Here is a 14,121-nt window from a genome sequence, read left to right on the forward strand (position 1 = left end):
GGCTGAAAATTAACCAGCTAAAGCTGCTTTGGCTTGTTCTGCAATAGCAGCAAAGGCAACTTTATCATGAACTGCCATGTCAGCCAGGATTTTCCTATCCAGCTCAATGGAGGCTTTTTTCAAACCATCAATCAAGCGACTGTAGGATAAACCACATTCACGAGCTTGAGCATTGATACGAGTAATCCATAAAGCACGGAATTGTCGCTTTTTCTGCCGTCTATCCCGATATGCGTATTGACCGGCTTTAATTACAGCCTGTTTAGCAACTCGATAGGTACGACTACGGGCGCCATAATAACCTTTGGCTTGGTCTAAAATTTTCTTGTGACGCGCTTTTGCTGTCACACCACGTTTTACTCTTGGCATTGTTCAATCTCCCCGTTAACTACCGTGCAACATACGTTCAGCCAAACGCGCATCGCATGGCTTCAAAGTACCTGCTTCTACACGCAAATGACGCTTTTGCTTAGTAGATTTTTTAGTGAGGATATGATTTCTATAAGCGCCGCGACGTTTAATCGCTCCACTCGCTGTCTTTCGGAAGCGTTTAGCTGCTCCACGATGTGACTTTAACTTCGGCATAACAATATACTCCGCATTCGTTACTTGGTTTTTTTGGGTGATAATACCATCAGTAATTGTCTTCCTTCACGTTTTGCATGCTGCTCCACTATGGCTACATCAGCCGTGTCGGCTTGCAAACGTTCCAAAATCTTCATACCGAGTTCTTGATGAGCCATTTCACGACCACGAAAACGTAATGTGATTTTGACCTTATCACCATGATTGAGGAAACGGATCAGGTTGCGTAGCTTGACCTGATAATCTCCATCTTCCGTCGTGGGACGGAATTTTAATTCTTTGACCTGAATTTGTTTTTGCTTTTTTCTTGCTTCAGCTTGTTTTTTACTCAGTTCAAAGAGAAACTTGCCATAATCCATAATACGACAAACAGGAGGCTTGGCTGTTGGAGATATTTCCACCAAATCCAATCCGCTTTCTTCTGCTGCCCGTAGCGCTTCTCGCGTTGATACAATTCCTGCCTGGTTACCATCGACATCAATTAAGCGTACCTCAGGTACAGTGATCTGTTCATTAATTCGTGCGCGATCATTTTCACGCTTAGTTGGTGCACTAATGGTTTAATCCTCCAGTTCGTTTATATTGATCCTTTACGGATAATTTCTTGCGTTAAGGTATCACAAATTGTATCTATTGTCATCACACCCATGTCAACGCCATCACGAGTGCGAACAGCTACCTGACAATGTTCAACTTCTTTATCACCTACCACCAATAAATAAGGGACTTTTTGTAAGGTATGCTCGCGAATTTTAAAACCAATCTTTTCATTTCTCAAGTCAAAATTGGCGCGAATCCCTCTTTTTTGCAAAGTTTTACTCACTTTTTCGGCATACTCATTCTGCTTCTCACTGATAGTGAGCACAACTGCCTGCACAGGGGATAACCACAATGGCAGTTTACCTGCATAATGCTCGATTAATATCCCCATGAATCGTTCGAGAGAACCCAAAATGGCTCTATGCAACATAACTGGTGTTTGCTTGCTTCCATCTTCAGCAACATAACTTGCCTCAAGGCGCGCAGGCATAGAAAAATCAACCTGAATTGTTCCGCACTGCCAAATTCTGCCTAAACAATCGGATAGAGAACACTCAATTTTTGGTCCATAAAATGCGCCTTCACCCGGTGCATCCACCCACTCAATATTTCTTCCCTGCATAGCCAGTTTGAGCGCGGTTTCAGCCTTATCCCAAACATCATCTGACCCGACGCGTTTTTCAGGACGCAAAGCCAATCGATATTTTATTTCAGTAAACCCAAAGTCTTTATACACCGATTGAACTAATTCGAGCATCATAGCCACTTCAGATTGAATCTGATCCTCGGTACAAAAAATATGAGCATCATCCTGCACCATGTTGCGCACGCGCATTAAACCATGCAATGCACCGGATGGCTCACAACGGTGGCAATTTCCAAATTCAGATAACCTGAGAGGAAGATCCCTGTAGCTTTTTAAACCATGATTATAAACTTGAACGTGACAGGGACAACTCATAGGCTTTACTGCATAATGCCGATTCTCTGTTTCCGTAACAAACATTTCATCTCTAAAATTCGCCCAATGACCTGACTTCTCCCACAGCGATCTGTCCACTAATTGCGGTGTTCTAATTTCCTGATAGCCAAAATCTACCAGTCGATTTCGCATGTAATGCTCTAGCTCTTGATAAATAGTCCATCCTTTGGGATGCCAAAAAACCATCCCCGGAGCAATATCCTGGAAATGAAACAAATCCAAGGCTTTACCTAACTTACGATGATCGCGTTTTTCTGCTTCTTCCAAACGAAACAAGTATTCTTCAAGGGATTTTTTATCAGCCCAGGCAGTGCCGTAAATTCGCTGTAACATTTCGTTGTTTGAGTCGCCACGCCAATAAGCACCAGCTACTTTCGTCAATTTAAATGCTTTTAAAAACCCTGTGGAAGGTACATGTGGACCTCGGCACAAATCTTCAAAATCACCTTGTTTATAGAGAGAGAGAACTTCATCTTCGGGGATATCCGCAATAATTTTTGCCTTATATTCTTCTCCTAATCCCTTAAAATATTGTATTGCCTCATTTCTAGGCAATTCTCGACGAGTGATTGCAAGATTAGCCTTTGCCAATTCATGCATTTTCGCTTCAATTAAACTCAAATCATCGGGAGTAAATGAGCGCTCAAAAGCAAAATCATAATAAAACCCGTCTTCTATCACAGGACCTATAGTCACTTGAGCTGATGGAAATAACGCTTTTACAGCCTGGGCTAATAAATGAGCGGTAGAATGCCTGATTATTTCAAGACTGTCTTCATGTTTCTCAGTTACAATGATCAATGAGCAGTCTTCTTTTATAAGATAAGATGTATCCACCAAGCGGCCATCAACACGACCTGCTATTGCTGCCTTAGCTAATCCAGGACTAATGTGATGTGCCACATCATAAATGGTGAGAGGCGCTTCAAAATGTTTTACATTTCCATCTGGTAATTTAACATTTGGCATAATCTTATCCGTCTTCCCATCTTTCAGGTTCTTGTTTAAAAAAAAACCCTGCATGGCAGGGTTGAAACCTTTAATAATTCAGTGCAGTAGCTTACCAATTAGAGATTCTACTAGAAATCCAAGTATTATGGTAGGCACGAGTGGGATCGAACCACCGACCACCACCATGTCAAGGTGGTGCTCTACCACTGAGCTACGTGCCTATAATTCAACCTGAATGAAAATTGGCATGAATTATACACACAAGATTCCTGGAAATGCAATCATCCAAGCCATATCATTTTTATCGAATGCAAAAACAAGATAAGATGGTCTTAAAGTTTTTGATGATCTTGGCATATCAATCTTGCCTTTTAGCACTTTTCTAAACGCTGCCAATCTCGACCAAACTACAAAATACTTGCGTACTCCCATCAAATGCTTAAGAGCAAAAAGAATAACCCACGACAAATGTCCATTCCAACTCTCTTGAGAACAAGGTAAAATTATAAGCCTCCTTCAGCTTATAAAATATTATGTGGTTTAAAATAATAGATCCCCATGTAGAAATAGCTATTTATGCCAAACCGAATGCCAAGAATACACAACTTATGGCTATTACTGATGATAGGCTACATATTGCGCTTCATGCCAAACCACATGAAGGAGAAGCCAATAAAGAGCTTTTATTCTTTATATCCCAATTTTTTAAAATTCCAAAAACACAAATCGACCTAATTAAAGGAAAAAATAGCCGTCATAAACTCATAAGGCTACCTTTATCAGAATCCGTAATCTGTTTTTTAAATAATCCAACAATCCAGGAAATGTGATCCCTTAAAACGTAGAAAGGCCTGAATAAAGGGGTTTATTCAAGCCATACAATGCGAAGTTAGCCGCTATGGTTAAACCACTTTTCCTATTGATTGGACTGTCCTGTAATACTTGTTCCTTCAAGTAAAATCAGCGTCCGACGTTTGGACTTTAAGAAACGCATTAAGACGCTTCCGTATCTATTATAATCATAGGACAGACTTAGTCAATATTTGATTTCTAAAAGAAACTTTTTGTTTCCAATTGATGGCTGTATTTGCAGGTTTAACTGCCCTTTGTTACAATTTTGCCACCCCAATATTTAAGAGTATTACCCCGGTATGGAGAAAGTTAATCTAACGAAACAGTTTGCTTACCGTTTGCGTGATGCGATGATTGCAGCAGGTCATAATTCTCAACGCTCTCCATCAGGAGTATGTATTCATAAATTAGCTGAAATGACCGGTTACTCTTTGCAAATATGTAGGAAATACCTTCGTGGAGAAGCCATTCCCGACGCTGTCAAGCTGGTAGAAGTTGCATCGAAACTAAATGTTTCTCCAGGATGGCTTTTGTTTGGTGAGGCTCATAATGATTCCGGAACATCTCACGAATGCATCACGATAAGCAAAAATTTACTCCATCATATTTTCACAAAAGCAGCTTGCCTATATAATCACGATCTCGTGGAAGAGGAAGTCTCTTACTTTTTGATAGATTTGATCAACGACATTAGTTTAATCAATGCCACTGAAGAACAGTCTAAAAAAATTATTGATTTGGCTATCTCTTCTGTGAGCCATTTCAGACACTCACAAGGAACGTAAAATAAGAAATTTTTATGGAAAATAGCCACAGAGAGGTAGTGCTCCACTCTCAATTTTTAGAGAGTCTATTCGCTTTTAGAAAGAAAGTATCCAATGTCTTTAGAGACGTATTGGGCATACATGACATTCATCATATTGCCTTAACACGTATTAACAAACACAATCAATTGCTGACCCTATCCTCTACTCCGGCAATGGAATTTAATTTATTTAACAGTTTTCTTTGGAAATATGACCAGACGTATAACCCCAAATGGTTTAAATTATGTACTCAAGACGATTGGAAAACCCTTTATAATAAAGAACGCTATGATGAGTTGTATTATCTTAAACAAATTAAACACGGTTTACCTCTTGGTTTATCCCTGGCTACCAAGATGAATGAACATTATGTGATTTATTCAATAGCAAGCCACAAATCCTGTGCCTTCACTCGTGAGTTATTTTCTACTCATCAAGAAGATTTTTACAAAATAGGACAATACTGCTCGAATCTTCTGCACCCATTGTTTAGTTATTATGAAGAGTTTCCTTCACAACATTTAATTATTAACTCAGGATGAAACGGAACTTCCAATAGGACTTTTGGCTATCACAGCCCAAACTGCATTTGGAGAATCGGTCATTTGTCCGGGGACACCTGATTAGCAATAAAGACATTCTGCTCTAAACTCAACGAACCAGATACGGCTTTTGGTTTTCCAAGCAAACTTAGTTTTATTAAATTCTCGCTAATTTTATAATCACGAACATCTGTTAGTGAGCCGGATAACTTCTTAGAGGTTTTTGGTTTCAAAGTGTATTCATCTGAATCCAGCACTTTATACCTTGATATATCGCGAAGAAGACTTTCACTTGCAGTTTTATCCACTTTGGTGTGTCGATTTTCAGTCAAAAACTGAAAGGCCCTGTTAATTTGCTCTTCCTCATTTTTTCTCGAATACTTTCCACACAATGTATCCAAATTGTATACATAAATTAATTGACTTTGGAAAGGATCATGTCCATGAACATAAGCAATAGAATAACCATTGTGTCTTCCAGGTCGAGCGTTCTCCACTTCTTTGCTTTCATTCCAGCGATTCCATATTAGATAAATTAAGGGCCATGCTTTTCTTTCTTCATCCGTCATATTGGTAAGATCGTTGATTTCATTACTCTCAAATAACAAATGAAGCATGTTATTCTTCATATAAATTTGCAATTGGGTATTCATTTGATCTATGGTTTCAGCCAATGCTTCTTTGGTCGAATCATCATAAGAGACACCCAACTGAGCAGCGGCCCACCGAATACTATCAAATCGTATGGGAGCATGGCTATACAAGGTAATACCGTCTTCACTTAGAGAGTAATCGATAATTTTTAAAATTGGTTTATAAGTTCTCTCGACTAAACCTTTCAACTCCTCCTGGGTAATAGCACTTTGCTCCAGTAACAATTGAATACCCCAGAACGATTTAATTTGTATATCCCCAATATCACCTTTGGGTTTAAATGGTTGGTCGATTACAAGTTTTTCATAGGCATGAATAAACTCGTACCCATGATTGGATAAGACTATATTGATTGCTATCTGATTTTGATAAAGAAAGTCCAGTATTTTTAAAGTAAAATAATCACAACTCCCTCGATCTGCAACTTCATCGCCTAGCAATCGAATAAGCGTTTTAATATCATGGATTTCTATCTGCTCCATGAACTTATTAAATCGCTCAATACATGATGGCAACCTTGCTTTCAAACTACTTAATTTTTCTTCAAGGTCAGCCTTATTGATTTCGGCTATTTGTAAATTGGCCTCCACTGGCTTCTTAAGTTGCAATAACGACTGAGAAAGCTCTTTCTCATTGTCTGTGATGAGCGATATTTTTTTATCAATATCTAAAATTCTTTGCTTTGCGTTCGTTATTTTTATTTGTATCAATTGAAGAAGAGTACGAATTTCCAAATATTCTTGAACGATATCGTCATATTGTTCATAAATTATTACAAATTGCTGATAAGCTTCGTGGAAATTGGTAATTTCTCGTTTAAATTTAATTATTTTATGACGGAAAAGAAAATGGATAAGCTTGATTGCGTTGCCATGCAAATCCCCCAGTGAAATCGAACCTAAATTATCCTCTAATTCATTAGGATAATTGTATATATCAATATTCTTATTTATAAGGCGTTTGGGCATCTGCTGCTCCATGCAATGCTTTCAAAAGCAATAAAAAACTGAAGTCGACAATAGCAAATATTCACTTCCCATGTAATAACATAAAAGTATTAAATTAATGCAATTAACCCCTCCTCTATTGCACCAAAATAGTAGTAAATAAACTAAATTATTGATCGATTTTTATAAGTTTGGGGAAATATAAGCCTTGGCATCTCTTTCCAATGAACAAGCATCTACCTAAAAACCTTATCTGCTATACTTAAACAAGGAAAGTAATAGTCAGAGAAAGGAATGAGATTATTATCTTTTAAAAAATCCAGAATTGTTTCAATTGGAACTGAATTGGAATTTCAGATTATAGATCGCAATTCACTATCTTTGGTTTCTCGCTCAAAAGAGTTGATGAGATCCCTAAAAAACATGCGTTACCGCGACCAAATTAAGCCCGAAATTACGCAAAGCATGATTGAAATCAATTCATCAATTCATCAATCAGTTAAAGCGATGTATGACGAACTGTTAGAGCTACAAAACATTTTAATAGAAACCGCTGCAAGCATTGATATTGCTTTTTGCGGAGGAGGGACACATCCATTTCAACAATGGACCATGCAAAAAATTTTTCCTTCGAAACGATTCAAAAAAAAGTTTAACCAATATCGTTATCTTAGCAAGCGTGCTACTGTTTTTGGCCAACATATTCATATTGGTTGTCCAACAGGGGATGATGCCATTTATTTAACTCATGCCCTGGCAAGATATGTTCCTCACTTTATTGCGATCAGCGCTTCATCACCTTTCTATCTGGGTATTAATACAAATTATTGTTCATCACGCTCAACTATTTTTAATGCTTTTCCATTAAGTGGCGTCATTCCCTATCTGAAAGATTGGCAAGAATTCTCGGAGTATTATCGCAAAATGTATCGTTGGAAGATCATTGAAAATATGAAAGATTTTTATTGGGATATTAGACCAAAGCCAGAACTTGGTACAATTGAAATAAGAGTCTGTGACACCCCTTTAACTCTTAGAAAATCGATTCTTATCACTGCTTATATTCAAGCATTGGCACTCTATCTCCTCGAAGAAAAACCTGTCCAGCTGTCTCACGACTTATACTATGTCTATAATTACAACAGGTTCCAAGCCAGCAGACATGGTCTGGAGGGAGAATTAACCATCGCAGATAAAGACCAGCCTATGCCTATCATGGATGACATACTTGAAACAATAAAAAAAATTGAACAATACATTAATAGGCTTGGAAACAGTGAATATATTGAGGAACTGTATAGGGACGTCACCAACAAACAAAATGATAGCGTTCTCATAAATAAGATCTATAAACAAGATGGTTCATTTACCAAACTGGTAGCCGCAGAATGCGAACTATGGTTAAGTGATTCTAAGGATAGGAAATGGATAACACAACCTTCTTAAATACAAAAGAAAAAATCCTGGAAATCAAACCATTAATGGAAAGTGCTTTCGGCAATATTCTAGGATACCAAGAACTCGAGAATATGTTGGCAATCTGTACGCTTGTACCATTCTCCATTAATCAAATCGTGTTTAATCAAGGGGATAGAATAAAAGGTATTTATATCATTGTGACAGGAACTGTTGATCTGATTGCCAGAACCTTAGGCAAAGGAATAACCAAGATAGAAACCTGCCTTGCCGGTGATTTTTTGGGAGAAACGTCCTTTCTCCTCAATGAGCCGAGTGCCACATCAGCTATTGCCAAGAATAATGTGAAATGCTTATTTATTCCTTCAGCCTATTTTGAACTGATGCCTGCATTTTCACCTGAAGCCAAATATAAAATCATGAAAGCAATTGGTTATCAGGCTTGTAGTCGTTTAAAACAATTACACGACAAAATCATTGGTTTTATTTCTCATTCTGATATGCAAAGCTTATCTTTTTTTGGACGCGTCATTCAGACTTTCACTCAACCTAAAACACATACTCTGGAGGAAAGTGGAGTTGATAAAGATCAAATTTATAAAAATACATTATTTCACTCTTTTACTCAAGATGAAACCGATGAATTGCTTGAACACGCGATACCTCTAACTGCCAATAAAAATTGTGTATTGATTCACGAGAATGAAACCATACCTGTATGTTATATTGTAATTTATGGAGCGGTTCAGTCCAGTGTGATACAAAACAGTAAAATTGCCAAATTGTCTGTTATTGGCCCTGACTCGTTGTTTGCCAGTACGGCCTGTTTTCTAAGTGACATTAAATTTTCAATTACATTTATTACCTGCGAATCAGCTGTTCTATTAAAGATATCTGAAACTGAACTTCAATATTTCCAAAAAAATAATCCCATGATCTGGTACAAATTATTTAATTTGATATCTGGATCTATCATTTCCCTTGCTCGTTCCTTAAAAAAATTGGACGTGCGACTGAACATAGAAAAATATAATCAGTGAGGTGCTATGTGCAGGATATTGTCTTACCTTGGGCAACCCACAGTGGTTGAAGAGCTACTTTATAAACCGGATAATTCTTTTATTAAACAGAGTTATCATCCAAAATATTTGCCTTATTTGTTAAATCTGGCGGGTTTTGGTATGGCCGCTTGGGATAGGGATTCGATTAACCCCTTACAAGCCTATGTCTATAAAACATCAAAGCTCCCTTTTTACGATGAAAATTTACATAATTTGGCAGAAAAAATAGCACCACACTGCCTTCTCGCCCATCTGCGTGGCGTTTCCTATCATGATAAACAAGTAGTTACAGATCAAAACGTGCATCCATTTCTCTATCCAGTAACCAGCATTGCTTTAGCACATAATGGCATGCTTTATAATTTTGAAACCATGCGCTATGATCTGCTGAAGTATGTTAAAACTGAATACAGAAAATACATTAAAGGAACTACAGACAGTGAGTGGATCTATGCAGTTTTTCTTTCTCAATTAGAAAATCCCAAGGGGAATTTCGAAGCTGCTGAAATAATAAACGCTGTAATTGCCACTTTAAAAATTTTAAAGTCAGTACGCCAACAAAACGACATTGTCATTAACTCGCCTGTTAATCTCTTTTTGACCAATGGTGATTTTATCGCTGCAACCCGATTTTGTTTGGATTACGGCTGGAAGCCCAAAGACGCTCCTCAATCCACACATTTCACCTATCATTCTTTATGGTACACCTATGGAGAACGATATGGATTTTATGAAAATGAGTACAAAATGAAAGGGGGAACCATTAACTCAAGCATTATTATTGCGTCTGAGCCATTAACGGAAAATACAACCACCTGGCTTGAAGTCCCCGAATATACTTTGATTTTTGCCAATCAAGTCGATGGTGAAATCAAAATTACTTCCCAAGATATAAACATTTGATAATTTTCTGGTAATACAGAAAGCAAGGGTAATTTAATACCCTGCTCAAGTAACTAAAATAACGTATCCAACATTCTATTCTCATAAGGTATAAAATCCGCATTCAACTTGATACGATTCATTAAATCAGGATTAGCAATAAACGGTCTTCCCAAAGCAATTAAATCATATTTTTTATTTTGAATATCTTTTCTTGCATGGTCCAGCGTGTAGCTACCGCTAGCAATTAAGGTTCCTTTAAAATGAGTTCGCATAAACTCAGTCATGGTTTTAAACCCTAATTCTTTGAACTGAATGCCGTCATCAAAATTACCCGTATGTACATAAGCTATTCCATAGTCACTCAATTCTTCCAATAAATACTGGAACACCATAGCATCTCGCTGATCTCCAACAATTTCATTAAGATAAGCTCCGGGAGAAAGGCGCAATCCTACAGACTGCCCTCCTATTTCATTGATACAGGCTTTTACCACTTCCAGAGCAAATCGCCCCATATTCTCTGGATACTGTCCATAATGATCATGACGGTGATTGGTATGGTAGTGTAAAAACTGATCAATCAAATAACCATTGGCACCATGAATCTCTAGGCCGTCAAACCCCGCTGTCATCGCTCTTTTTGCAGCCAAGGCATAGTTTTGGATTAACTCGCTGATTTCCTCTAATGTAGCTGCTCTTGATTTTCCATAATAAAGATCATCGGCACGCCTGACCTTACCTGTCATCATGGTTTCTGAAGCAGAAATCGGTAATCTGCCATTTAAAAAAATCGGATGAGACACTCTGCCGACATGCCAAATTTGCAAAAATATTTTGCCTCCTCGTTCATGCACAGCATTAGTTACCATTTTCCAACCGTCAATATGGGTTTGTGTAAATATTCCAGGAGCATTACTATAACCTTGACCATCCGGGCTAATAATAGTGCCTTCGGTAATAATCAATCCAGCATCAGCCCTTCGAGCATAATAATCTGCCATCTGTTTTGTTGGACTGAAATCATCGTTAGCCATATTACGAGTCATAGGAGCCATAATGACTCTGTTCTTTAGTGTAATTTTCTCATTAAGCTGATAAGGGCTTAAAATTAAATCGGAGTTAAACATGATAAATCTCCTGTATGTCATAACAATATATTGGAATATCGCAAATATTCGATTTATTAAAGCAAAATTTTTTAAATCATAGCTTTCAATTCTTTTATAAATTCATTAATGAGGTTTGCATTCGCTTTACAATAGGTCCACTGACCTCTGCGTTCGGTGAATATCAAACCAGCTTGCTGTAATTGCGATAAATATTGAGATACTGTGGATTGAGATAAACCAGATTTCTTTTCTATTAAACCAACACAAACCCCATCTTTGCTCACATCACAATGCGGCGAGCTAAAATGTTTATCTGGCTCTTTTAGCCACCTGACTATCTGTAATCGCTTTTCATTAGAAAGCGCTTTTAATATATTTATTACGTTCATATTTTAATTATATCGTATTATTGCGATATATCAATATAATGATCATTCATCATCAGTGGTGTTAAAATTTCAAGTAAACCGATTAATATTAATACTTAAAATAAGACGAATGGGAGAAATAAATGCTCAATAGGGATATTTTGAATATTAACCCTGAAACCGTGTGTTTTATCATTAACAATGCAAAGGAATTTCATGCAAAAGAAGAGGTCACATTCAGTGAACAAATTCCTGACTCTGAATATGAATACGACTGGTCGCAAATTTTAGCTGATCATGCTGATGATCTAACCTATATAGAGGTTAGAAATGTGATAGAAAATCTCGATCTAAATCAGCAAACTGACTTGTTGACATTAATGTATGTAGGAAGGGGCGATTTTGATATTTCAGAATGGAGCAAAGCTCATAAGGAGGCTAGAAATAATTTATTACCCAATTTAACAAATTATTTGTTTTCAAAACCGCTCATAGCTTATTATTTAGAAAAGGCATTAGAATTATTAGATTATTCCTGCGACAAATACTATGGCAGAAGAGAGTGTTCATTTAACTGTTTTACACTCTCAACATTTATTTTAAGAGTCTTTAAAATCTATTTTCATTCAGGCAATTTATCAAAACTTTTTAGCACGGATTCATTAAACTCTTTCATTACATCACTTTCATAAAAATCTTTTTTAAATTCTTCATCCTGAATATCAACCATTTTAAACAAAGCGTTCAAGCTTTTGATCGCTTCATTTATTTCTTCAGAGAGTTTTGATAATTTTTGAAAATAACCCTCTTTATCATCCCCATTATATGAAGAGGGATCGCTTAATTTCATCTCCACTTCGCTTTTCATTTCCCTGAGCTTTCTATCTAATTGAATGATGCTCTGAGGTGTATTTTCGTCAAAATGAGTTAACTCTTCTTGTGATTGATTATCGCTCGCATTATTCATCAATTTGCTCCCGCCAAAATAATTGGAACCTTACTATTAAATTCTAGTCGAAGTACAGCATTTCTTCATTTGTACTATTAGTGTTATCATTGTCTTTTTAAGCGACAGCAAATTATATGTTACTTCATTATCTTTTTATTCTGGGGATTTGTGTAGAAGCGATTACAGGAGCATTAGCCGCGGGGCGTAAAAAAATGGATTTTTTTGGAGTCATGCTTATCGCTTCTATCACTGCTTTAGGAGGAGGTACCGTCAGGGATACATTATTTAACACTTATCCACTAACCTGGGTAGCTCACCCTGAGTACCTTTTATATACCTCGGTATGTGCTTTTCTAACCATTTTTATTGCTCATTCACTGGTTAGAATAATGAAAGTATTCTTAATTCTTGACGCCCTTGGCCTCTCAACGTTTGTTATTATTGGCACACAAAAAGTTCTAGCCCATGGCATGTCGCCAAGCGTTGCGGTACTCAGTGGCATGATTACCGGGATTTGCGGGGGAATGTTGCGAGATATTTTATGTAATGACATTCCTTTGGTTTTAAGAAAAGAATTATATGCTGTTATTGCCCTGGCTGGCGCACTGCTGTTTATAACTTTAGACTTTTTTCATGTCCCACATAATTTAAATATCATTATCACTTTGTTATGCATTTTTACCGCCCGTTTATTGGCTATTTTTTTTCATATTGAAATTCCAATTTTTGATTACTCAGAGAGTATAAAGAAGCGAAAAAAATAACGTGATTTTTCATTAAGAATGCTTGGTATTCATGCTAATCTCAACAAAGATGCCTCCCATGACATCTTGTTCCTGAAAAATCTCACTTTTTTGCGAATGTAGCTCCCCGAGTGTATAACGAAGATCCCTTCTCCACGCCGGGGATGCAATGAAAGAAAAAATCCTTCTTTTGCCATGGAAAACCTATACTATTTCAGCAGTGCATTTTCTCACTAAACCAATTCTCTCACCTCAATGATGCTTATCTCTTCTACAGGGACATCAGCATGACCATTTCGTTGACCTGTTTTCACTTTAGCAATAGCGTCAACCACATCCATCCCTTCAACTACTTCACCAAACACGCAGTAACCATAACCTTGTGGATGCTCGCCGCTGTAATTCAGAAAACCATTATCAGCAACATTAATAAAAAATTGAGCTGTCGCTGAATGGGGATCCATAGTTCTAGCCATCGCGATGGTTCCGCGTTTGTTGGGTTTTGCTCTTTTTGCTTCATTTTCAATTGGAGAGGCCGTTGTTTTTTGCTCCATATTTGCATTCAAACCGCCACCTTGAATCATAAAACCATCGATAACACGATGGAAAATCGTGTCATTATAAAAACCTTTACGCACATAATTCAGAAAATTTTCTGCAGTTAAAGGCGTATTTTCTGTATCTAATTTAATATGAATATCTCCCTTGGATGTAGAAATTAAAACCATTAT

At 37.2% G+C, this 14,121-nt stretch carries 17 protein-coding genes and 1 tRNA gene; 8 read left to right on the forward strand and 10 right to left on the reverse strand.

Going from position 1 to position 14,121, the window contains the following annotated elements; translation table 11 throughout:
* Positions 1-9: 9 nt before the first annotated feature.
* The 5 genes from rplT to EL201_RS14095 all read right to left on the reverse strand — a co-directional run bounded on the left by rplT (position 10) and on the right by EL201_RS14095 (position 3,279).
* A complete protein-coding gene (gene rplT / locus EL201_RS14075) occupies positions 10-369 on the reverse strand; it encodes a 50S ribosomal protein L20 (RefSeq protein WP_010948412.1) in 360 nt (119 codons plus the stop codon).
* A gap of 15 nt (positions 370-384) precedes the next feature.
* On the reverse strand, positions 385-585 hold the full coding sequence (gene rpmI / locus EL201_RS14080; RefSeq protein ID WP_011216579.1) for a 50S ribosomal protein L35: 201 nt from the start codon (positions 583-585) through the stop codon (positions 385-387).
* Between the two features lie 20 nt (positions 586-605).
* The gene (gene infC / locus EL201_RS14085; RefSeq protein ID WP_011216580.1) at positions 606-1,142 is read right to left on the reverse strand and encodes a translation initiation factor IF-3; all 537 of its coding nucleotides are present in this window, start codon (positions 1,140-1,142) and stop codon (positions 606-608) included.
* Positions 1,143-1,162: 20 nt separating this feature from the next.
* On the reverse strand, positions 1,163-3,076 hold the full coding sequence (gene thrS, locus EL201_RS14090; RefSeq protein ID WP_027222857.1) for a threonine--tRNA ligase: 1,914 nt from the start codon (positions 3,074-3,076) through the stop codon (positions 1,163-1,165).
* A gap of 128 nt (positions 3,077-3,204) precedes the next feature.
* Positions 3,205-3,279, reverse strand: a tRNA-Val gene (locus EL201_RS14095).
* A gap of 312 nt (positions 3,280-3,591) precedes the next feature.
* On the opposite strand from EL201_RS14095, the gene EL201_RS14100 reads away from it, so the two are divergent.
* The 3 genes from EL201_RS14100 (at position 3,592) to EL201_RS14110 (ending at position 5,258) form a co-directional block, all read left to right on the forward strand.
* Complete coding sequence (locus tag EL201_RS14100) at positions 3,592-3,888, forward strand: DUF167 domain-containing protein (protein ID WP_027222858.1); 297 nt, start codon at positions 3,592-3,594, stop codon at positions 3,886-3,888.
* A 321-nt stretch (positions 3,889-4,209) separates the two neighbouring features.
* Positions 4,210-4,695: a helix-turn-helix domain-containing protein gene (locus EL201_RS14105; RefSeq protein ID WP_027222859.1), complete on the forward strand. Its 486-nt coding sequence runs from the start codon at positions 4,210-4,212 to the stop codon at positions 4,693-4,695.
* A gap of 14 nt (positions 4,696-4,709) precedes the next feature.
* Positions 4,710-5,258, forward strand: coding sequence for a hypothetical protein (locus tag EL201_RS14110; protein ID WP_027222860.1), 549 nt, complete (start codon positions 4,710-4,712; stop codon positions 5,256-5,258).
* Positions 5,259-5,317: 59 nt separating this feature from the next.
* On the opposite strand, the gene wip is transcribed toward EL201_RS14110, so the two are convergent.
* Positions 5,318-6,880, reverse strand: coding sequence for a Dot/Icm T4SS effector Wip (gene wip, locus EL201_RS14115; RefSeq protein WP_027222861.1), 1,563 nt, complete (start codon positions 6,878-6,880; stop codon positions 5,318-5,320).
* A 273-nt stretch (positions 6,881-7,153) separates the two neighbouring features.
* Here wip and EL201_RS14120 point away from each other — a divergent pair, with 273 nt between their 5' ends.
* The 3 genes from EL201_RS14120 to EL201_RS14130 are packed head-to-tail and all read left to right on the forward strand — an operon-like array spanning position 7,154 to position 10,239.
* Positions 7,154-8,305 carry a YbdK family carboxylate-amine ligase gene (locus EL201_RS14120; protein ID WP_027222862.1) on the forward strand — a complete coding sequence of 384 codons (1,152 nt, stop codon included), beginning with the start codon at positions 7,154-7,156 and terminating at the stop codon, positions 8,303-8,305.
* Positions 8,284-9,315 carry a Crp/Fnr family transcriptional regulator gene (locus EL201_RS14125; protein WP_027222863.1) on the forward strand — a complete coding sequence of 344 codons (1,032 nt, stop codon included), beginning with the start codon at positions 8,284-8,286 and terminating at the stop codon, positions 9,313-9,315. The genes EL201_RS14120 and EL201_RS14125 overlap by 22 nt, the downstream gene beginning before the upstream one ends.
* Before the next feature lie 6 nt (positions 9,316-9,321).
* Complete coding sequence (locus EL201_RS14130; protein ID WP_027222864.1) at positions 9,322-10,239, forward strand: class II glutamine amidotransferase; 918 nt, start codon at positions 9,322-9,324, stop codon at positions 10,237-10,239.
* Positions 10,240-10,292: 53 nt separating this feature from the next.
* On the opposite strand, the gene EL201_RS14135 is transcribed toward EL201_RS14130, so the two are convergent.
* On the reverse strand, positions 10,293-11,348 hold the full coding sequence (locus EL201_RS14135; RefSeq protein WP_027222865.1) for an alkene reductase: 1,056 nt from the start codon (positions 11,346-11,348) through the stop codon (positions 10,293-10,295).
* A 71-nt stretch (positions 11,349-11,419) separates the two neighbouring features.
* Positions 11,420-11,719: an ArsR/SmtB family transcription factor gene (locus tag EL201_RS14140; RefSeq protein ID WP_027222866.1), complete on the reverse strand. Its 300-nt coding sequence runs from the start codon at positions 11,717-11,719 to the stop codon at positions 11,420-11,422.
* A gap of 122 nt (positions 11,720-11,841) precedes the next feature.
* Between EL201_RS14140 and EL201_RS15940 the strand changes: the two genes are divergently transcribed.
* Positions 11,842-12,390, forward strand: a complete 549-nt coding sequence (locus tag EL201_RS15940; RefSeq protein WP_032828935.1) for a DUF3775 domain-containing protein — start codon at positions 11,842-11,844, stop codon at positions 12,388-12,390.
* Here EL201_RS15940 and EL201_RS14150 read toward each other — a convergent pair.
* Entirely contained in the window at positions 12,321-12,665 is a 345-nt protein-coding gene (locus EL201_RS14150; RefSeq protein ID WP_027222867.1) for a hypothetical protein, read from the reverse strand. The two genes, EL201_RS15940 and EL201_RS14150, sit on opposite strands and share 70 nt — an antisense overlap.
* 116 nt (positions 12,666-12,781) lie before the next feature.
* On the opposite strand from EL201_RS14150, the gene EL201_RS14155 reads away from it, so the two are divergent.
* Positions 12,782-13,411, forward strand: a complete 630-nt coding sequence (locus tag EL201_RS14155) for a trimeric intracellular cation channel family protein (protein WP_027222868.1) — start codon at positions 12,782-12,784, stop codon at positions 13,409-13,411.
* Positions 13,412-13,623: 212 nt separating this feature from the next.
* Here EL201_RS14155 and EL201_RS14160 read toward each other — a convergent pair whose 3' ends face one another.
* A complete protein-coding gene (locus tag EL201_RS14160) occupies positions 13,624-14,118 on the reverse strand; it encodes a peptidylprolyl isomerase (protein WP_027222869.1) in 495 nt (164 codons plus the stop codon).
* Between the last annotated feature and the right edge of the window lie 3 nt (positions 14,119-14,121).

This window comes from Legionella pneumophila subsp. pascullei, from assembly GCF_900637585.1.
Lineage (GTDB): Bacteria > Pseudomonadota > Gammaproteobacteria > Legionellales > Legionellaceae > Legionella > Legionella pascullei.